Origin of the sequence: Intrasporangium calvum, from assembly GCF_028446585.1 — a bacterium.
GTDB lineage: Bacteria > Actinomycetota > Actinomycetes > Actinomycetales > Dermatophilaceae > Intrasporangium > Intrasporangium calvum_A.
The window spans coordinates 1-19,676 of sequence record NZ_JAPFQL010000069.1 but is presented as its reverse complement, the minus strand read 5'-3'; the positions used below and the strand labels follow the sequence as shown (position 1 = coordinate 19,676).

Here is a 19,676-nt window from a genome sequence, read left to right as displayed (position 1 = left end):
CTCCACGTATGCCGGCCAGGACGGCCGGCGACCAGTTCAGCGACGACGCCGCTTGACCTTCTTGCCGCGGCGGTCGGCCTTGCGCTCGACCGGCTCTTGGCTCATCTCCACGGCTCGGCCGTCCTCGCCCGGGGCGCTGTAGCGCAGCGCCGCCGGCCGCTGCGCGGCCTCGGCGAGATCCACACCGGACACCTTGAGGCCCGCAGCCGCATCGCCCGCGGGGGTCGCCGGTGCCCCCGTAGCCGCTCCGGCACCACTCGCCGCAGGCTGGGCGGCCGCAGCAGCGGCGAGTCCACCCATGAGGTCCCCCACCGCGACGGGGGCCGCCCCGACCTGAGGAGCCGGTGGGCTCACCTCGACCTGGACCGAGAAGATGTGGGAGACGGACTCCTCCTTGATGGCGTCCATCATCGCCTCGAACAGCTGGAAGCCCTCGCGCTGGTACTCGATCAGGGGGTCACGCTGCGCCATCGCGCGCAGGCCGATGCCCTCCTGGAGGTAGTCCATCTCGTAGAGGTGCTCGCGCCACTTGCGGTCGAGCACCGAGAGCACGACCCTGCGCTCGACCTCCCGCATCGTGTCGGGCCCGAGAGTCTCCTCCCGCCGGTCGTAGGCGTGGTGCGCGTCCGACATGAGCTGCTCGCGCAGGAAGTCGGCGCTGATCGCGTTGCGGCCGCCAGCGATCTCCTCGACCTGGTCGATCGTCAGCGTGACCGGGTAGACCTGACGCAGCGCCTCCCAGAGTCGCTCCAGGTCCCAGTCACCCGCAAACCCTTCGGCCGTCGCGGCGTCGACGTAGCCGCCCACGACGTCGTTGACGAACATCCGCAGCTGTTCGTGCAGGTCCTGCCCCTCGAGCACCGCGCGGCGCTCCTCGTAGATCACCTGGCGCTGGCGGTTCATGACGTCGTCGTACTTGAGGACGTTCTTGCGAATCTCGTAGTTCTGCGCCTCGACGGCCCCTTGGGCCTTCTGGATGGAGTTCGTGACCATCTTGGACTCGATCGGCTGGTCGTCCTCCATGCCGGCCGACACCATGAACCGGTCGACCAGGGCGGCGTTGAACAACCGCATCAGGTCGTCCTGGAGCGACAAGTAGAACCGCGACTCCCCCGGGTCGCCCTGGCGGCCGGAGCGTCCGCGGAGCTGGTTGTCGATCCGGCGGGACTCGTGCCGCTCGGTGCCGAGGACGTAGAGGCCACCGAGGGCCGTCACCTCCTCGTGCTCCGAGGCAACCGCGGACTCGGCTTCGGCCAGGGCCGCGTCCCAGGCCGCCTCGTAGTCATCCGGGGTCTCGACCGGGTCGAGACCGCGGCGCTTGAGCTCCGCCACGGCCCGGAACTCGGAGTTCCCGCCGAGCATGATGTCGGTGCCTCGGCCGGCCATGTTGGTGGCGACCGTGACGGCGCCCCTGCGCCCGGCCTCGGCGACGATGGCGGCTTCTCGCTCGTGCTGCTTGGCGTTGAGCACCTCGTGCTTGACGCCACGCTTCTTGAGCTGCTGCGAGAGGTACTCGCTCTTCTCGACTGACGTGGTGCCGACGAGGACGGGCTGGCCGAGAGTGTGTCGCTCGACGATGTCGTCGACGACGGCGTTGAACTTGGCGACCTCGGTGCGGTAGACGAGGTCGGCCTGGTCCTTGCGGATCATCGGCTTGTTGGTCGGGATCGGGATGACGCCGAGCTTGTAGATGGAGTTGAGCTCGGCAGCCTCGGTCTGGGCGGTGCCCGTCATGCCCGAGAGCTTGTCGTACATGCGGAAGTAGTTCTGGAGGGTGATCGTGGCGAGCGTCTGGTTCTCGTTCTTGATCTCGACGCCCTCTTTCGCCTCGATCGCCTGGTGCATCCCCTCGTTGTAGCGACGGCCGGGCAGCATGCGGCCCGTGTGCTCGTCGACGATGAGGACCTCGCCGTTCATGATGACGTAGTCCTTGTCGCGCTTGAACAGCTCCTTCGCCTTGATGGAGTTGTTGAGGTAGCCGATGAGCGGGGTGTTGACCGTGTCGTAGAGGTTGTCGATGCCGAGCAGGTCCTCGACGCGCGCGATGCCGCCCTCCAGCACCCCGACGGTGCGCTTCTTCTCGTCGACCTCGTAGTCGCCGCGCCCGTCCTCGCCCCGGTTGAGCCGGGCCGCGATCCGGGCGAACTCGACGTACCACTTGGTGGCGAGGTCCGCCGGGCCGGAGATGATCAGGGGGGTGCGGGCCTCGTCGATGAGGATGGAGTCCACCTCGTCGACGATGGCGAAGTGGTGGCCACGCTGGACCAGCTCGGAGGGCTCCCACGCCATGTTGTCGCGCAGGTAGTCGAAGCCGAACTCGTTGTTGGTGCCGTAGGTGATGTCCTTGGCGTACTCGGCGCGGCGCTGCTCCGGGGTCATCGAGGACAGGATGCAGCCGGTCTCGAGGCCGAGGGCGCGGTGGATCCGGCCCATCAGCTCGGACTGGTACTCAGCGAGGTAGTCGTTGACCGTGATGACGTGGACGCCCTTGCCGGTCAGGGCGTTGAGGTAGGAGGGGAGGGTGGCGACCAGGGTCTTGCCCTCACCGGTCTTCATCTCGGCGACGTTGCCGAGGTGCAGGGCGGCGCCACCCATGAGCTGGACGTCGAAGTGACGCTTGCCCAGGGTGCGCTTGCTCGCCTCGCGGACGGCGGCGAAGGCCTCGGGGAGCAGGTCATCGAGGCTCTCACCGGCGTCGAGACGCTTGCGGAAGTTCGGCGTCTCCTCGCGCAGCTCCTCGTCCGTCAGCTTCTCGAAGTCGGCCTCGAGGGCGTTGACCTGCTCGGCGATGTTGTGGAGCTTCTTGAGGGTCCTGCCCTCGCCCGCGCGGAGCAGCTTGTCGATGCCCAAGACCATGGTGCGTACTCACTCCCGACTCAACGTCATGCCACCCGCCGATGGGCGGGCACGATCACCCGTGCTCGTCACGGGACCTGCCTAGGCTAGTCGTAGCCTGGCCTTCCCCACCAACGGACCGTGCGCGCGGCGAAGTTCCCGAGGGAGCAGCACCAGAACCCGGTCGTATGCCGCTGGGCTCGGTTCACGGGCCCCGCGTCCCGGCGCCGGGGCGCAGTCCCAGCCACTGCGCCATCTGCTCGAGGTTGCGCTCCAGGGCAGGTCGCGCCTCGGCCGGCGCCTCGGGTTCCCAGGTGACGGCGTGGCAGCGCAGCACCCCGGCGGCTCGATCGGCCTTGAGGTCGCAGCGAGCGACGAGGGCGTCACCGTGCAGGAAGGGCAGGACGTAGTAGCCGTGCACCCGCTTGTGGGACGGGGTGTAGATCTCGAGGCGGTAGTGGAAGTCGAAGAGGTCGTGGATCCGGTCTCGTTGCCAGACCAGGGAGTCGAACGGGCTGAGCAGGGCCTCGGCGTGCACCCGCCGTGGGACCCGTGCCGCCGCGTGCAGCCAGGCCGGTCGCCAGCCGGGCACCTCCACGGGGATGAGCTCGCCGTCGGCCTCGAGCCGGGCGATCGCCCGGCGGGTGTCGGCCCGGCTCATCCGGAAGTAGTCGGCCAGGCAGAGCTCGGTGCCGACCCCGTGGGCTTTCGCGGCGATCCGCACGAGTTCGAGAAAACGCTGCGGGTCCTCCTCCGGTCCGGGTCGCTCGAGCCAGGTGCTCCGGAGTCGTGGGGGCGGCGTGACCGCCAGGGCGGCGTAGCGGCGCTCGAACTGAGTGGTGCGTCCGGAGGAGCTGATGCGCCCGGCCCAGAAGAGGTACTCGAGAGCCTGCTTGACCTCGGACCAGTTCCATCCCCAGTTGTCCCGCTCCCGGGGCCGGTCGTGCTCCAGGGCTCGCTCGACCTCGCGGGCCGTCATCGGGCCCCTGGCCTCCACCTCCGCCTGGACGACGTCCACGAAGTCCGGTCGCTCCTGGACGACCCGGCGGATCGAGCCCCACGCGTCCTGCTCGGCCCGGCGCATCCGATGGTCGAGCAGTGGCCAGGTCTCCGGAGGGATGAGGCTCGCCTCGTGCGCCCAGTACTCCACGAGGCGGCGGGGAGCGCGGTCGCGCGCACGGTCGACCAGTGCCCGGTCGTAGGGGCCGAGGCGTGAGAAGAACGGGAGGTAGTGACTGCGGGCCACCACGTTGACACTGTCGATCTGGATGACCCCGACCCGGTCGATGACCCGTTGGACGTGCCGCATCGTCGCCGCGAAGGGCTCGGGACGCGGGTCCAGGAACCCTTGCGCCACGATGGCGATGCGTCGGGCCTGGGCGCGGGTCAGCCTCCGGACGGGGCCTGGGTGCATGGCGGTCCGGTCACTCCCCCGGCTCGATGAGCCGCTGGCGGACGGCATACATCGCCGCTTCCATCCGGGAGTGCATCTGGAGCTTGTCGAGGATGTTGCGGATGTGGTTCCGGACGGTGTTCTCCGAGATGTAGAGCTCTCTGGCGATCTCTCGGTTGAGCCGTCCGCGGGCGACCAGCCGCAGGATGCCGAGTTCGCGCTCGGTGAGCCGGGGCAGCTCGAGCTCGGGGGTCGGGGCCGGAACGACGCTGTCGTTGCGGCTCATCTGGGCGAACTCCTGGAGCAGCTTGGAGGCCATCATGGGGGAGATCAGGGACTGGCCGTGGTGGACGCCCCGGATGCCGGCCGCCACCTCCTCGGGGGGGACGTCCTTGAGCAGGTAGCCATTGGCGCCTGCCCGCACCGCCTCGAAGAGGTTCTCCTCGTCGTCCGAGCTGGTCAGCATGATGATGCGGGCCGAGGGGATGCGCTGCTTGATGAGCCGGCAGGCCTCGATCCCGCCTCGCTTTGGCATGCCCACGTCCATGACGATGACGTCGGGCAAGGTCTCCTCGGCCACGCTGACGGCCTCGTTGCCGTCCGCCGCCTCCCCGACCACGTCGATCCCGTCCTCAGTGGCAAGGACCGTCTGCAGGCCGCGGCGGTAGAGCGCATGGTCGTCGACGATGAGGACTCGGATCACGTCTGGTGGCGTCACACCGGTGGCGTCGTTCACCCGTTCATCTTGGCAGGGCACACCGACGCTGCGGCGGCAGCGCCCCACATGGGCAGGGGCGCCCACCGCCAGTGCGGTGGGCGCCCCTGCCGAGAGTCGTGGCGGGTCAGCCAGTGGCGGCCACGGCCGCCTCCGTCTCGAGGTGCAGCACGCCGTAGCTCCAACCGCGTCGACGGTAGACCACGCTGGGCTGGTCGGTGTCGACGTCGTGGAAGAGGAAGAAGTCGTGGCCGACGAGCTCCATCTGGTTGACCGCGTCCTCGAGCGACATGGGGGCCGCGGTGTGGACCTTCTCGCGGACCTCGATCGGCGAGTTGCCCACCGCGCCGAAGCGGTCGGTCTCCTCCGCGCCGCCTTCCTCCGCGCCCGTCCCGGCAGCGCCGTCGCTGGTGTCGATGCGTGCAGTGGCCTGTGCGACGGACTCGGGCACTCGGCGGCCTCGGCTCACGCGGCGCTTGTCGTTGACCCTGCGAAGCCTCTCCATGAGCTTGTCGACTGCTGCGTCGAGCGATGCGTACTTGTCATCGAGCGCCGCTTCGGCCCGGATCACGGGTCCCTTTGCGCGGCAGGTGATCTCGACGCGTTCCGACCCGCGCCCACGCGCGACTCGCTCGTGCGTCACCACCACATCGACTCGATGGATCTTCGGGGCCAGCGACGGCACCTTGGCCAGTCGCTCGTTCAGCAGCTGACGGAATCGGTCAGGGACCTGGACGTGGCGTCCAGTCACGACAATCTCCACGGTTCCTCCTTGATCGCGCTCAGGGGCGCTCAGTGCTGTTGCTCAGGGGCCCGGGACAGGCCCACGCATCACCTCGGCACCACCCCTTCCCTCGAACAGGCCCCCGAGGTCACGGTCGTCCGGATGACGCCGTCCCCGGGTCCGGGGCTCTTTTGATGACAGTACTTCGCCACGTCGGCTGTGGGAAGGCGGGGGGTCGCGGCGATGACCGCAGCTCGCACGTCCCGTGCTCCCGCCTGTCGCAGGGCCCTCGTGGCCTCGACGAGAGTGCTGCCCGTGGTCATCACGTCGTCGACGAGGAGGCAGGGGTGGCTCCGCACGAGCTGCCTCGCACGGGGCGTCACCACCATGGCCGCGTGGAGGTTGGCGACCCGCTCACGGGCGTCGAGGCCGGCCTGGTCCGCGACCCCTCTCCGGTGCCTCAGCGCGAGGACCGGCCCGGTGAGCCACTGGCCTGCTGGCCCTTGCGGGTCGTGAGCGCCTGAGCGTTCGAGGTGCGTCAGCGCCCGCCCGGCGACCCGGGCGAGCGGTCGGTCACCGCGGAGCCGTTCAGCAGCGCGGGACGAGGGGATCGGGATGAGCAGGCCACGGTCCGCTTCGGGCCAGGGAGACTCGCGGAGGGCGGCGGCCATGGCCGCCCCGAGCAGCCGGGCCAGCCCCCCGTCCAGGTCCCGGCGACCGCCGTCCTTCCAGGCCCGGATGGCGGCGCGCAGCGGGCCGGCGTAGCGCCCCCAGGCATGGCTGGGCGGCAGTCCCGGCGGGCACGGATCTGGATACACCCGGCTCAGGTCAGGCTGGAGGCGAGCCCGGGCCAGCGCCAGCGAGCATCTGCGGCACCACGCGGCGCCGGGGCGGCCGCAGGCCGCGCACTCGAGCGGGAGCACGAGGTCGAGCAGGCGTGGAACGAGGCGGCTCATGTCCCCCATCCCACCCTCTTGGCACCCGTCCCGCGAGAGACCCGGACGAGGCTGTGCAGCACGCCCCGATCAGCGACGGGGTTGTGGACAGCGGACCAGCTCGACGGCGTCAGGGCCTTCCCAGAGGCGGGGACGGCGATGCCTCAGCGCCCCGGCAGGAGCAGGTCTGAGCCGGTGGCGATCGATCGCCAGCTCAGGCCGGCCTTGGCTCGCACGTCGCCGTCGTCCGTCAGGCAGATCAGGCCGCGCAGGCCACCCGCCGTGGTGATCGCCCGCGCACCCGGAACCGGCTCGAGGCGCTCACGGCTGGGGTCGGTCTGCCCGTAACGCACTCGAAGGCCGTCCAGGCCCACACCGACGCGTCCGATCCAGGGACGGGTGCCGTCGTCGTCGGCCAGCCGACCGAGGACGGCGAAGGACTCGGCATCGAGCCACACGACATCCTCGAGCGCCTCGAGCGGCTGGGCCTGTGCCATCGGCTCGGCCAGCGCCACGGGCCGGCCGCCGCGCTCCCGGACGACCCCGGTGACGAGCAGCCGTTCGGCTCCTGACGCGGGGCTCCTCGTGATGACCAGAGCGCGGGTGCCGTCCGCCGAGATCGTCAGGGCAACCACCTCGTCCTCGCCGAGCCAGGGCACGTCGAGCGGCTGCGGCTCCGGGGTGGGCACGAGGGACGACGTGTTCAGGGCCCACACCGCCGGACCTTGCGGCCCGCGCCCGGCAATCCACAGGTACTGGTCCCGGTCGTAGGACGGCCGGACGAGACCGCTCCAGTCCTCTCTGAAGTGGAGGGGTTCCTCCCCCGCGGGCCAGATGGAGACCTCCTCCAGGTCCCCTCCCACCGCCGCGACCTGCTTCTCGTCGCGGGACAGGGACAGCCGCACCCAGCCCACCGGCATCCTCGTGGGGTCGTCCGGCTTGAGCGACTCCGTCCCCCGCCGGCCTTGCGCCTTGGCGTCGTCGGGGATGAAGAACGGGTTGATCCGTCTGAAGGTGTCGGCGGTGCGCAGGAGCGCGGAGTCGGACAGGATGGGAGAGGTGAAGCCGTAACCCACGTCCTGTGGGGCGGTCAGAGTCGTACCGAGGCCGGGCAGCTCGAGCTGGGTCCCCTCGACCGACACCGAGATGGACGTCACGAACGCGCGGGTGAGCGTCGCGGACAGCTGCGCCCACATGGCGCGACGGTCCTCTGCCCCGGCCGAGAGCGCGGCGGCGCTGAGGTCGACCTGGGCGTGGCCGGCCTCGACGGGCACGGAGTTCACCGCCAGACGCGTGCTGGCCGGGAAGCCGCTCTTGACGGCCCCGGCGAGGTGCGGTGGCACGGGCTCGAGCTGGGCCCGCGCGAGGCTCGTCGCGAGCCGAGGTCCCTTGAGGAACCACCGGGTGTCGGGGATGAGCTCGCGTCCGGACAGCGTGACGAAGTGGATGGGGGCGGCGACGTAGAGGTTGTCGAAGGCGCTCGCCTCGAGCCACAGCCCGAACCCCTCACGCGGGAGCTCGAGGCGCCACTCCCCAGCCACGCGGCTCAGCCCGAACACCGCCCGCACCACCGTGCCGGGTGCCACATCCCGGTAGCGTCCATCCGTCGAGAGCATCCCCACCGGGGCCACGCGCACCTCGATGGAGCTGTCGCCGGTGCGACGGACCTGCAGATCGCTGGCGCGGTTGTAGATCACGGTCTCCTGGGCCGCCCAGCGCCACAGGTCGACCGAGGAGTGGGTGAGGTATCCCTTGGCCGTCGCGTGGGTCTCGCCCTGGTCCTCACCGGCCCGGATGAAGCCGCGCGCGATCTGCTCGGGAGAGGCCCCGGGGACCGGGGCCTGGGCCGCGATCCGGATCTGCTCGTTGATCGGCTCGTCCAGGCGCCGACCGTCGGTGACCGTGCTCGAATCGGGAAGCCCGGAGCATGCGGCCGTGGTGGCCGCCACCAGCAGGGTGGCCCCGACGGCTCGGGCCATCCGGCGGGCCGAGCCGGTGGCGAGCCGGCGCAGCGCCGGGATCATCTCGGTCGCTCCCGGCCACTCGAGGCCTCGGCCCGGGTGATCCGGCGCAGCTTGACGGTGTCCTCACTCGTGCGCCGCGGGACCCCGCTTGAGTCGTCGACGTCGACGGCGTCCCGGCCGGCTTCCACGGCGAGCGGGCTCAGGGGCAGCGGCGACCCGGTGATCGTCGCGTCCGCGTGCCGCGGCAGGGTCAGCCGGAAGCAGGACCCTTCGCCTGGGGCCCCCCACGCCTCCAGACGGCCGGCGTGCAACCTGGCGTCCTCCAGAGAGATGGCCAGTCCCAGCCCGGTGCCCCCGGTCGTCCGGGTGCGGGCCGGGTCCGCTCGCCAGAAGCGGGTGAACACCAGGGCAGCCTCGCCGGGGCGCAGACCTACCCCGTGGTCCCGGACGGTCACCGCGACGGCTGAGTCGTTGGCGCCGAGAGTCACCTCGACCGGCCGGCCCTCGCCGTGCTCGATGGCGTTGGCGACGAGGTTGCGCAGGACGCGCTCGATCCGGCGGGTGTCCATCTCGGCGACGACGGGAACGGCCGGCTGGTGGACGACCAGCTCGGAGCCCTTGCGCTGCGCCAGGGCCCGGTGCGCGTCCAGCACCCGCTCGACACAACCCCGCAGGTCGTTGGCCTCCAGGTCGAGGACGGCGGCGCCCGCATCGAATCGGGAGATCTCGAGCAGGTCCGTCAGGAGTGACTCGAACCGGTCGAGCTCCCCCATGAGGAGCTCAGCCGACCGGGCCACGGTGGGGTCGAAGCCGGCCCTCGAGCCGTGGATCAGGTCTGCCGCCATGCGGATCGTGGTCAGGGGTGTGCGCAGCTCGTGGGAGACGTCGGAGACGAACCGCTGCTGCACCCTGGAGAGGTTCTCGAGCTGGGCGATCTGCTGCTGGATCGAGGCGGCCATGGCGTTGAACGAGTTGCCGAGCCTGGCCAGGTCATCCTCGCCGCGGGCACGCATGCGCTCGTTGAGCTTGCCCTCCGCGAACCGCTCAGCGACGAGCGCAGCGCGACGCACCGGGTCGGCGACGAGCCGCGTCACCACGAAGGCGACCGCCCCGACGAGAAGGATGAGCGCGATCCCGCCGAACAGGAACGTCCGCCCGACGAGGTTGATGATGTCGCGCTCGCGCTGCATCGGGTAGACGAAGTAGAGGCCGTACTGTCCGACGACGGGCAGCGCCACCTGCTGGCCCACGACGAGTGCCGAGACGGTGCCCTCCCCCTGCTCGATCGTGGTGATCTGGATCTGTTGGCGGTCGGGGTTGTCCGCCACGGCCCGGGACAGCTCGGCGGGGATGAACCGCGCTCCGACGGCGCCGCTCTCGATCGGGCCGATGATGTTGGGATTGTCGTTGGTCTCGAGGCGGGCCAGGACCACGTAGCGCACCTCGGTGCCGCTGTCCCGTTGCAGGGACCGGATCTGGTCCGTCGCACCCTGGCTGACCTCTGCCGTCGAGCCCACCTTGTCGGTGTACTGGAAGTAGTTCTGGGTGTCCTTCGCGTCTCGCTGCGAGTCGAGCGCGGCGATCCGCTGCCGACCGTCGACGAGGCCCTGCGCGATGGAGCCGTAGAGATACGTGCCGACGGCCGTCAGCACGAGGATGCCGAGCAGCATCGTCGCGACGACGACCCGGAAGCCGAGCGAGGCTCGCCAGAGCCGAAGCGGTCGACGCCACAGCTCGCCGACCAGCTGGCCCGGACGTGGTCGTCGGGGCCGGTGCCGTCCGGCACGGCCGGCCTCAGCCATCTCGACCATCTCGTTCACTCGGGCCCCCTCGAGGCGCCGGCGCGTCGGCGTCAGGCCGGACCGGCCTTGTAGCCGACGCCGCGCACCGTGACGACGATCTCGGGGTGCTCGGGATCGTGCTCGATCTTCGACCGGAGCCGTTGGACGTGGACGTTGACCAGACGCGTGTCACCCGCGTGCCGGTAGCCCCACACCTGCTCGAGCAGGACCTCTCGGGTGAAGACCTGCCACGGCTTGCGGGCCAAGGCGACGAGCAGGTCGAACTCGAGCGGCGTGAGGGACAGCGGCTTGCCGTCCCGCTTGACGGAGTGCCCCGCGACGTCGATGTCGAGGTCACCGATGGCCAGCTTCTCCGGGGCCGGCTCGTCACCGCGACGCAGGCGGGCCCGGATCCGCGCGATGAGCTCCTGCGGCTTGAACGGCTTGACGACGTAGTCGTCGGCGCCGGACTCGAGCCCGACGACGACATCGACCGTGTCGGTGCGCGCCGTCAGCATGACGATGGGGACACCGCTCTCGGCCCGGATGCGCCGGCACACCTCCATGCCGTCGAGCCCGGGCAGCATGACGTCGAGAAGGACGAGGTCCGGGCGGGACTCGCGGAAGGCGGCGACGGCATCTCCGCCGTCGGCCACGTGCGTCACCTCGAGACCTTCGTTGCGCAGCACGATGCTGAGCATCTCGGCGAGCGCGAGGTCGTCGTCGACGACCAGAACCCGACCCTTCACGTCCTACTCCCTTCGCGGTCCCGGGCGGGACCGCAGCTCATGGCGACATCATCACACAGCACGGGCGGTCACCCGTGCGGTCGAGCTCCGGGCCGGGCGACCCCGCCGGGCCGGCTCGGTCCGCCCGTCGGTGGACCACGAGCCGTCCGGCGCGGGCGTCAGTCCGTCACGTACCACTTCCACTTGATCTTCACGGCCTTGAACCGGTGAATCACCTGGGCCGCCAACGCGGGTCGGGTGGTCGCCGCCTCGAATGTCGCCAGGTCGTCCACCACCGTCGCCCCGACGATCTCGATGTCCTCGAACATGCCACCGAGCTCGCTGAGCGAGCTGAGCAGGGGCGTGAGGGACTCCCCGCAGGTCTCCGCGGCTCCCTTGATGCCGGCGACCGCGCGGCCGTCGGTGGCCATGAGCGCGCAGACGGCCTCGCCGTCGCCGGCCACGAGCGCCCTGAGCCAGGACTCCATCGCCGCCTCCGGCGTGCTCTGGTCGACCAGTGGCTCGGTGGCCGTGTCGGTCGGGCTGCCCGTTGCCGTCCCTGTCGAGGAGGGGCCCGTGGCCGGTGGGCGAGCCGTGACCAGGGGGCCGGGGCTCATCAGCGCCTCCTCGAGCGTGGCGCAGCCCCCGAGCGTCAGGGTCAGTCCGAGCGCGACCGACGTGACGACGTGCTTCCTCATCGTGGCGTTCCTTTCGTGCGCGCCGGTCACCGCGCGGGTGTCGACGACACCACAGCATGACGTATGCCGCTGGGCTCGGCGCGCTCAGCGGCATACGTCATGTGGGTGGCTGGCATGCGTACTGCGGACTGCTCCGGGCGGACCGGTGCGGGTCAGTAGCGGTAGTGCTCGGGCTTGAACGGACCTGCGACGTCGACACCGAGGTACTCGGCCTGGCCCTTGGAGAGCTCGGTGAGGCGGACGCCGAGCGCGTCGAGGTGCAGCCGGGCCACCTTCTCGTCGAGCACCTTGGGCAGCGTGTAGACCTGCTTGTCGTAGGCGTCGTTCTTGGTGAAGAGCTCGATCTGCGCGATCGTCTGGTTGGAGAAGCTGTTGCTCATCACGAAGCTGGGGTGGCCGGTGGCGTTGCCGAGGTTCATCAGACGGCCCTCGGACAGGACGATGATGCTCCGGCCGTTGTCGAAGGTCCACTCGTGGACCTGCGGCTTGATCTCGGTCTTGGTGACCCCGGGGACGCGCGCGAGGCCGGCCATGTCGATCTCGTTGTCGAAGTGGCCGATGTTGGCGACGATCGCCTTGTCCTTCATCTGCGTCATGTGCTCGGCCGTGATGACGTCGTAGCAGCCGGTCGTCGTGATGAAGATGTCGGCCTGGCCCACGACGTCCTCGAGGCGCAGCACCTGGAAGCCCTCCATCGCGGCCTGGAGCGCACAGATCGGGTCGACCTCCGTGACGACGACCCGGGCGCCCTGGCCGGCGAGGGACTGCGCGCAGCCCTTGCCGACGTCGCCGTAGCCGCAGACGACGGCCATCTTGCCGCCGATGAGCACATCGGTGGCGCGGTTCAGCCCGTCGATGAGCGAGTGACGGCAGCCGTACTTGTTGTCGAACTTGCTCTTGGTGACGGAGTCGTTGACGTTGATCGCCGGGAAGAGCAGGTCGCCCGTCTCGGCCAGCTGGTAGAGCCGGTGGACGCCCGTCGTCGTCTCCTCCGTGACGCCCTTGATCCCGGCAGCGATGGTCGTCCACTTCTGCGGGTCGGTGCTGAGCGTCCGACGCACCAGCTCCTTGAAGACACCGAACTCCTCGGAGTCCTCCTCGGTCGTCGCGGGCACCTGACCCGCGGCCTCCCACTCGACGCCCTTGTGGACGAGCATCGTCGCGTCGCCGCCGTCGTCGAGGATCATGTTGGGACCACCCGCACCCGGCCAGGTGAGCACCTGGTCGGTGCACCACCAGTACTCCTCCAAGGTCTCCCCCTTCCAGGCGAAGACCGGGACACCCTTCGGGTCGTCAGGGGTGCCATCGGGACCGACGACCACGGCAGCGGCCGCCTCGTCCTGGGTGGAGAAGATGTTGCACGAGGCCCAGCGGACCTCCGCGCCGAGAGCCGTCAGGGTCTCGATGAGGACCGCGGTCTGCACGGTCATGTGGAGGGAACCGGCGATGCGGGCCCCCTTGAGGGGCTGGCTGTCGGCGTATTCCGCGCGCAGGGCCATCAGGCCCGGCATCTCGTGCTCGGCGAGCCGGAGCTGATGCCGCCCGGCGGCGGCGAGGCTGAGGTCGGCCACCTTGTGGTCGAAGGACATGGAAGATCTCCTCGGTTGGGTGTGCTGACCCGGCGCGCCCCTCTGGGTCTCGCGGGTCGTCACCCACGCCGGAGTGACCGATTCTACCGTCAGTGGGCCGCGGCTCCACGTCGCCGCGGGACCACGTGCATGATCGCCACCACGAAGGCCCCGACGACCAGGCCGAGCAGCGCCGACGCCACGGTGTTGACGAGCCAGGCCAGGAGACCGCCCAGGCCGGCCACGCTGCGGACGCCTTCCTCGAGGTGGTGGACGACGTCGTAGAGGGCGTGCCACCCGAGCTCGTCGATGCCGACGAGGAGGATGTGGCCGCCCACCCACAGCATGGCCGCGATGCCGACCGTCGACAGGACGCTGAGCAGGGTCGGCATCCCCTTGACCAGCGCTCGGCCGATCGTCTGCGACGTGGACGAGTCGCGCTCGGAGAGCCTGAGACCCAGGTCGTCCATCTTCACGATCAGCGCGACGACGCCGTAGACGAGGGCGGTGATGAGCAGGGCGACGACGATGAGGATGGCCAGGCGCGAGACGAACGCCTCGTCGGCGACCTCGTTGAGCGCGATGACCATGATCTCGGCGGAGAGGATGAAGTCCGTGCGGACGGCACCGGAGACGACGGTGTCCTCCTGGGCCTCGTCGACGGCGGCGGGCAGCTCGTCCTCGTGGTGCCCGGAGATCGCCTCCCAGACCTTCTCCGCCCCCTCGTAGGCCAGGTAGGTGCCACCGAGCATGAGGATCGGGGTGAGCAACCAGGGCAGGAACTGGCTGAGCAGCATGATCACGGGCAGGATCACCAGCAGCTTGTTGCGGAGCGACCCGACGGCGATCCGCTTGATGATCGGCAGCTCACGCTCGGGCTTGAGCCCCTGGACGTAGCGCGGTGTCACCGCGGTGTCGTCGACCACGACCCCGGTGGCCTTCGCGCCGGCGCGCGCAGCGGCCGCCCCGACGTCGTCGATCGACGCGGCCGCGAGCTTCACCAGCGCCGCAACGTCGTCGAGGAGTGCGACCAGTCCACCTGCCATGGGCTACATCGTAGGGGGCGGCCTCAGTCCTCGGGGATGTCGCTCAGCAGCCGCACGTGCGGCGAGGTGGCCGGGTCGTAGCCCTGCCCGAGGGCCAGATAGGTCGCGGCGAAGTCGGTGAGCGCGACGTGGGAGGCCACTCGGAGCAGCGGGTCGTCCGACTCGGCGTCGACGAGGGACACCCGGACGCCCGCGTCCTCGGCCGCGGCCACGACGCGGTCTGCGAGCACCTGGAGCTCCGTCCCGGCGTCGGAGGCGTGCCGGAGCATCACCAGCCGCAGGGGCGGACGCTGCGGGCCGTCGAGGTAGGGGTCGGCGAAGATGTCGTCGGTGCCGTCGGACTCACCGCCGGCCAGTGGACCGTCGAAGCACGCGACGATCTGGCTCGCCGAGTCAGGCAGGACTCCGAAGGCGACCGGCACGCGACCCGTGCGGCCGAGCATGGCCACGGCCCGACGGGCGGCGACCGCGCCGAGGTGACCCGACCCGAGGATGATCGGCGCGGACTCGGCCACGTCGATGGCGAGGGTCTTGGCCTGGTTCTCGAAGGACGCAGCGGCCGGACCCACCTCCTGCGCCCGCCGGTCCAGCTCGTCGGCCAGGGCCGACACCGTGGCGGTGGAGATCGAGGAGAGGCCCAGGGCGTCGGCGGCCACGAGCAGCGGGGTGGCGTGGGCCCACATCGCGGTGCGCGACGACGACCCCGGCACCGCGAGGGGAACGTGGATGCCCCGGGATCGCGCGCTGATCTCGGCCAGTGGCGAGTCCGGCGCACCGATGGTCAACAGCATCGCCCCGCGCCGGGCGGCCTCCGCCGCCAGCGCCAAGGGGCCGGCTGCTCGCCCGGACTGCGACACCGCGACGACGAGGTCGAGGGTCCCGACCCAACCGGGCAGCGGGGCGCTCGTGCAGCTCTGGACCGGGATGGCCCCGCCGCTGCGTGCGATGGCCTCGAAGAGCTCTGCCACGCAGGCCGATCCCCCGGCCGCAGCCACGACGACTGCGCGCGGCTGGAGATCGGCCAGGCGCTCCAGACCGGCCTCCTCGGACCGGTGCAGGGCGGTCCGCACGCTCGCACCGGCTCCGGCCAGGGCGCGCAGGCTGCCACGGGTGTCGAGGCGCTCGAGCGCCTCGACGTCGTCGAGCCGGGCCTCGTCAAACACGAGAGTCAGTCGCCCAGCGGGCGGGCCAGGTCGACGAGCAGCACCGGCACCCCGTCCTCGACGGGATAGCCGAGGCGGCACTGCGGGCACTGCAGCTCAGGCGACTTCGGCCCTGCTGCGTCGCTCAGGACACCCTTGCAGCGGGGGCAGCGCAGGATCTCGCGCAGCCAAGGCTCCATGGTCTCATTCGTCATTCCGAACGCTCCTCCTGCTGGTCTCCGGCTGAAGTGGCCCTGCTCCGGATGAGCCCGAGGAGCTCGTCACGGATCCGGGTCATCGTCTCACGGTCCTTCGCCTCAACGTTGAGCCGGAGCAGCGGCTCGGTGTTGGACGCCCGCACGTTGAACCACCACATCGGCTCGCCGGGCTCTGGAGCCCGCACGGTGAGGCCGTCGAGCTCGTCGACACTCGCCCCGCGCACCACCGCCCACGCCCGGATCCGCTCCACGATCGAGGCCTGGTCGGCAACGGCGGAGTTGATCTCCCCGGAGGCCACATAGCGCTCGAAGCCGTGGGCCAGCTCGGCCAGCGGGCGGTCCTGCTCGCCCAGCGCCGCGAGCACGTGCAGCGCGGCCAGCATGCCGGTGTCGGCGAACCAGAAGTCCCGGAAGTAGTAGTGCGCGGAGTGCTCGCCGCCGAAGACCGCTCCCGTGCGAGCCATCTCGGCCTTGATGAACGAATGGCCGACTCGGGTCCGCACCGGGGTCGCACCGTGCTCCTGGATGACCTCGGGGACGGCTGCGCTGGAGATGACGTTGTGGACGACCGCGATCTCGGTGTCGCCGGCAGCTCGTGCCCGGTCGATCTCGCGGGCGGCGACGAGTCCGGTGATGGCGCTGGGCGACACGGGATCGCCCGCCGCGTCGACGACGAAGCACCGGTCTGCGTCCCCGTCGAAGGCGAGCCCGATGTCGGCGCCGTGCTCGCGCACGGCCTGCTGGAGGTCGACGAGGTTCGCGGGGTCGAGCGGGTTGGCCTCGTGGTTCGGGAAGGTCCCGTCGAGCTCGAAGTAGAGCGGGATGATGTCGAGCGGGAGGGCCGGCAGGCCGGCGGCAGTCCCGAGGACCGCCGGGACCGTGAGGCCGCCCATGCCGTTGCCGGCGTCGACGACCACCTTCAGCGGCCTCGAGCCGCTGAGGTCCACGAGTCCGCGCAGGAACGCGCCGTACTCGGCCAGCAGGTCCCGCACCTCCAGCTCACCACGCCCGGACGTGGCCGGTCCCAGTCCGGAGCCGCCGTCGAGCAGCCACTGCGCGAGATCCCGGACCTCGGCCAGGCCGGTGTCCTGACCGACCGGCTGGGCACCGGAGCGACAGAGCTTGATGCCGTTGTAGCTGGCTGGGTTGTGGCTCGCCGTGAACATGGCGCCCGGCACGTCCAGGGCTCCACTGGCGTAGTACAGGCCGTCCGTGGAGCACAGCCCGATGAGGGTCACGTGGACGCCGCGCTCGGAGACCCCGTCCGCGAAGGCCGCCGACAGCTGCGGGGAGCTGGGGCGCATGTCGTGACCGATGACGACGCGGTCCTTGCCGTCCGGACGCGCGATCACTTCCGCGAACGCGACGCCGAGGGCGTGGGCGACCTCCTCGGACAGCTGTTCCGGCACGAGGCCGCGAACGTCATACGCCTTGACGAAGTCAGAGAGTCTGGGCACGGGGACGACCCTAGTGGTCCCCTGGGCGGTCCTTTCACCGTCGGCGTCGGCTGCGCCGCGTCACGTGTCCTTGAGGACCCGCAGGTGGCCGCGTCGACGCCCCTCGACCATCCCCGATCGAGCCTCCGCCGTCGCCTGCCCGCGCGGGGTCGCCACGTCCCCCGACTGGGGTCCGCCGGTGCCGGTCCGCGCCCCCCTGCCCGAGGAGAGCTGTGAACCGGGCCGGCCCGCCTCTCGCACCGCGTCAGCGAGCGCGAGCAGGTCGTCCGCGGCCAGGACCGGGTCAGCGAACTCGCCGCCCACCCGGACGACGTCCCAGCCCCTCGGCGCGGTGAGCCGCTCGGCGTGGTCACGGCACAGGTCGTAGGTGTGCGGCTCGGCGAACGTGGCCAGGGGGCCCAGGACGATGGCCCGGTCGGCGTAGGCGTAGGTCAGGGTGGCGACCGCGGGGCGAGCGCAACCCGTCTTGGAGCAACCACGTGTGAGACCCACGATTGGGGACTCTAGTCGCGCCCCCACGGCCGTGACGACACACCACGCCGAGGTGACCGATCTAGAGTGTGGATGTGAGCACCAGCCATCGACAGGCCCCCGGCCGAACGGCCAGGTCCCCACGGCGCGACCGGCACGGGCGAGGGCCGCGGGGGCCGTTGGCCTGGCCTCCCGTGCCCGCGATGACGAGTCGGCGCGACCAGTTCGACGACTACGTGCTCGACGCCGCCGCTCGGCTGGAGGCCACGTGCGGCAGGGCGTTTCCGGCCGTCGAGTTCGCGGTGGAGGACGTCCCCCGGGGACCTGCGCCCTGGGAGCACCGGGAGGTGCCCCTGGGCCGGCTCTTCCCGGCCACGGGCAGCTGGCCCGCGCGGATCGTCGTCTATCGCCGGCCGGTCGAGACCCGGGTGTCCGACCCCCGCGACGTGGCCGCCCTCGTCTCCGACATCGTCACCGAGCAGGTGGCCGGGTTGATGGGCGTCAGCCCGGAGGAGCTGGATCCGGGCTTCGGCGAGTGACCTGCCTCCCCGGCCACGACGAGTGCTTCGACCGTGGTCAGCGCGCCACCTGGCGCACCGGCACGGAGGTCTCGGTCGTCGGCGCGCTGCGCAGCGGCACGATGGAGTAGTAGGGGGCACGCTGATGGATGAGCTCCACGGTGACCGCGGCGCGAATGTCACGTGACGCGGTCGAGACCCACACCCAGTCGGCGTCGCCGAGGGGCACCGCGATCGACGTCAGGGGCTCGAGGGTGGACGTCACCCGTCGCTGGGTCTGGCCCGCGCCGAGGACCACCGTGACGTCGCCTCCCGCAGTCCCGGCGGCGAGGTGGAGGGTCCGCTTGGCGCCCTGCGGCACCTGCGCCGGGAGGACGACGCCACCCATCCGGTCGATCGACGGCAGGGCCGGAGCCCACCCGAAGTCACCCTCGCGGAGGGCCTCCTCGACGCCCTCCCCACCCTGACGACGATCCACCAGGACAGCAGCAGTCACCGGCTGGTCGGAGGTCAGGCGCAGCGCGGCTCCCCCGCCCGCGAGCGTCAGCGGCACGTCCACTGTCGCACCGGCACCGACTCTCACGGCGCGCAGCTCCGCCGGCTGCCGCGCGCCGTCAGCCGTGAGCACCGTGGCCCGGACGAGGGCCTCGACGGCGCCGGGGTTGAGGATGCGCAGGACCGTGGCCTCCGGCGCACCAGGTGCGGCGTCGACGGCAGGGACGAGGAGGTCGCGCGCGGGCGCAGCCGAGCCGGTGGCGTCCTCGACGCCCCGGGCCGTCGCACCGTCGATCCAGGCGTCGTTGAGCACGGCCGTCACGACACCGCCCGTGGCCACCACGTGCACCGCCGGCCGCAGCTCGTCGGGCGCCAGGGCATCGAGGGACAGGGAGACTCGGGAGCGGGGTGGGACCGAGAGGGCCGCGCGATCAGAGTCCGGGACGGGCCCCTCGGCCCCATAGACCTCCACCCGCACACTGACGGCGTTGGCTCCGGGGTTGACGACGACGACTCGCTCGGTGCGCGACGGGCCGGCGCCACCCCCGAGCAACCAGACGTCCGACTCGGGCTCCTGGCACGCGGTCACGGCAAGACCGCGGTCGTCATCGCCAGTGTGCCACCAGCTCTGCGCGGCGGCCAGGCCCGGGGCGAGGCTCCCCTCGCCCGTTGCGAGCATGAAGCCCACCCCTGTCGCCTTGGCGGACACGGACTCGAATCGCCTTGCGACAGAGGCTTGCACGCGGCCGTCGGGCTCAACCAGCGAGACGGCACCGGACGGGGCCGCCTCCGCGCCCAGACCGGTCAGGGCGTCCACCGGCGCTCCGGAGGCAGCAACCTGCACCGCCCCGGGCACGTCGCGCATGCCCGGCACTCCGACCCGCTGCTGGCCGGGGCAGACGAGCGCTGCCGACTCGACGAGCATCTCGGAGGCCTGCGGCACCCCGGTCCGCTCGTTGGGGCGCGCGAGCTCGACGGTGTCGTCAAT

At 71.1% G+C, this 19,676-nt stretch carries 17 protein-coding genes; 1 reads left to right on the top strand and 16 read right to left on the bottom strand.

The annotated features are described in order from the left end of the window. Nucleotides 1–36 precede the first annotated feature (36 nt). From secA to OO014_RS14580, 15 genes are all read right to left on the bottom strand, one after another. Nucleotides 37–2,856, bottom strand: coding sequence for a preprotein translocase subunit SecA (gene secA / locus OO014_RS14650; RefSeq protein ID WP_272463068.1), 2,820 nt, complete (start codon nt 2,854–2,856; stop codon nt 37–39). 184 nt (nt 2,857–3,040) lie between these two features. Beyond that, entirely contained in the window at nt 3,041–4,249 is a 1,209-nt protein-coding gene (locus OO014_RS14645; protein ID WP_272463067.1) for a winged helix-turn-helix domain-containing protein, read from the bottom strand. Between the two features lie 10 nt (nt 4,250–4,259). Next, entirely contained in the window at nt 4,260–4,964 is a 705-nt protein-coding gene (locus OO014_RS14640) for a response regulator (protein ID WP_272463066.1), read from the bottom strand. Between the two features lie 106 nt (nt 4,965–5,070). Next, nucleotides 5,071–5,706 (bottom strand): ribosome hibernation-promoting factor, HPF/YfiA family, encoded by a 636-nt coding sequence (hpf, locus tag OO014_RS14635; RefSeq protein WP_272463065.1) that lies wholly within the window; start codon nt 5,704–5,706, stop codon nt 5,071–5,073. 68 nt (nt 5,707–5,774) lie between these two features. Next, the gene (locus OO014_RS14630; protein ID WP_272463064.1) at nt 5,775–6,623 is read right to left on the bottom strand and encodes a ComF family protein; all 849 of its coding nucleotides are present in this window, start codon (nt 6,621–6,623) and stop codon (nt 5,775–5,777) included. A 143-nt stretch (nt 6,624–6,766) separates the two neighbouring features. Continuing rightward, nucleotides 6,767–8,626, bottom strand: coding sequence for an LpqB family beta-propeller domain-containing protein (locus OO014_RS14625; protein ID WP_272463063.1), 1,860 nt, complete (start codon nt 8,624–8,626; stop codon nt 6,767–6,769). Beyond that, nucleotides 8,623–10,377 carry an MtrAB system histidine kinase MtrB gene (mtrB, locus tag OO014_RS14620; RefSeq protein ID WP_272463069.1) on the bottom strand — a complete coding sequence of 585 codons (1,755 nt, stop codon included), beginning with the start codon at nt 10,375–10,377 and terminating at the stop codon, nt 8,623–8,625. Before mtrB ends, OO014_RS14625 begins: the two co-directional genes overlap by 4 nt. A 41-nt stretch (nt 10,378–10,418) precedes the next feature. After that, nucleotides 10,419–11,096, bottom strand: coding sequence for an MtrAB system response regulator MtrA (gene mtrA, locus OO014_RS14615; RefSeq protein WP_272463062.1), 678 nt, complete (start codon nt 11,094–11,096; stop codon nt 10,419–10,421). Nucleotides 11,097–11,254: 158 nt separating this feature from the next. Continuing rightward, complete coding sequence (locus OO014_RS14610) at nt 11,255–11,773, bottom strand: hypothetical protein (RefSeq protein WP_272463061.1); 519 nt, start codon at nt 11,771–11,773, stop codon at nt 11,255–11,257. A 152-nt stretch (nt 11,774–11,925) separates the two neighbouring features. Next, a complete protein-coding gene (gene ahcY, locus OO014_RS14605) occupies nt 11,926–13,362 on the bottom strand; it encodes an adenosylhomocysteinase (RefSeq protein ID WP_272463060.1) in 1,437 nt (478 codons plus the stop codon). Nucleotides 13,363–13,451: 89 nt separating this feature from the next. Then, complete coding sequence (locus OO014_RS14600) at nt 13,452–14,387, bottom strand: DUF808 domain-containing protein (RefSeq protein ID WP_272463059.1); 936 nt, start codon at nt 14,385–14,387, stop codon at nt 13,452–13,454. A gap of 23 nt (nt 14,388–14,410) precedes the next feature. Then, nucleotides 14,411–15,550, bottom strand: a complete 1,140-nt coding sequence (locus OO014_RS14595) for an SIS domain-containing protein (RefSeq protein WP_272463058.1) — start codon at nt 15,548–15,550, stop codon at nt 14,411–14,413. Nucleotides 15,551–15,555: 5 nt separating this feature from the next. Beyond that, nucleotides 15,556–15,744, bottom strand: coding sequence for a Trm112 family protein (locus OO014_RS14590; protein ID WP_272463057.1), 189 nt, complete (start codon nt 15,742–15,744; stop codon nt 15,556–15,558). Continuing rightward, on the bottom strand, nt 15,741–17,204 hold the full coding sequence (locus OO014_RS14585) for a phosphomannomutase/phosphoglucomutase (RefSeq protein ID WP_272463056.1): 1,464 nt from the start codon (nt 17,202–17,204) through the stop codon (nt 15,741–15,743). The genes OO014_RS14590 and OO014_RS14585 overlap by 4 nt, the downstream gene beginning before the upstream one ends. 60 nt (nt 17,205–17,264) lie before the next feature. Then, nucleotides 17,265–17,696, bottom strand: a complete 432-nt coding sequence (locus tag OO014_RS14580) for a DUF3499 domain-containing protein (protein ID WP_272463055.1) — start codon at nt 17,694–17,696, stop codon at nt 17,265–17,267. A gap of 182 nt (nt 17,697–17,878) precedes the next feature. On the opposite strand from OO014_RS14580, the gene OO014_RS14575 reads away from it, so the two are divergent. After that, the gene (locus OO014_RS14575; RefSeq protein ID WP_272463054.1) at nt 17,879–18,214 is read left to right on the top strand and encodes a metallopeptidase family protein; all 336 of its coding nucleotides are present in this window, start codon (nt 17,879–17,881) and stop codon (nt 18,212–18,214) included. A gap of 37 nt (nt 18,215–18,251) precedes the next feature. On the opposite strand, the gene OO014_RS14570 is transcribed toward OO014_RS14575, so the two are convergent. After that, nucleotides 18,252–19,676, bottom strand: a 1,425-nt coding sequence (locus OO014_RS14570) for a DUF5719 family protein (protein WP_272463053.1), incomplete at its 5' end; no start/stop codon positions are given.

Coding starts and splice junctions, on each gene's coding strand:
- ahcY (WP_272463060.1), bottom strand. CDS start 13,362: ATGTCCTTCGACCACAAGGTGGCCGACCTCAGCCTCGCCGCCGCCGGG.
- mtrB (WP_272463069.1), bottom strand. CDS start 10,377: ATGGTCGAGATGGCTGAGGCCGGCCGTGCCGGACGGCACCGGCCCCGA.
- OO014_RS14610 (WP_272463061.1), bottom strand. CDS start 11,773: ATGAGGAAGCACGTCGTCACGTCGGTCGCGCTCGGACTGACCCTGACG.
- OO014_RS14590 (WP_272463057.1), bottom strand. CDS start 15,744: ATGACGAATGAGACCATGGAGCCTTGGCTGCGCGAGATCCTGCGCTGC.
- OO014_RS14625 (WP_272463063.1), bottom strand. CDS start 8,626: ATGATCCCGGCGCTGCGCCGGCTCGCCACCGGCTCGGCCCGCCGGATG.
- OO014_RS14630 (WP_272463064.1), bottom strand. CDS start 6,623: ATGAGCCGCCTCGTTCCACGCCTGCTCGACCTCGTGCTCCCGCTCGAG.
- OO014_RS14600 (WP_272463059.1), bottom strand. CDS start 14,387: ATGGCAGGTGGACTGGTCGCACTCCTCGACGACGTTGCGGCGCTGGTG.
- secA (WP_272463068.1), bottom strand. CDS start 2,856: ATGGTCTTGGGCATCGACAAGCTGCTCCGCGCGGGCGAGGGCAGGACC.
- OO014_RS14645 (WP_272463067.1), bottom strand. CDS start 4,249: ATGCACCCAGGCCCCGTCCGGAGGCTGACCCGCGCCCAGGCCCGACGC.
- OO014_RS14575 (WP_272463054.1), top strand. CDS start 17,879: ATGACGAGTCGGCGCGACCAGTTCGACGACTACGTGCTCGACGCCGCC.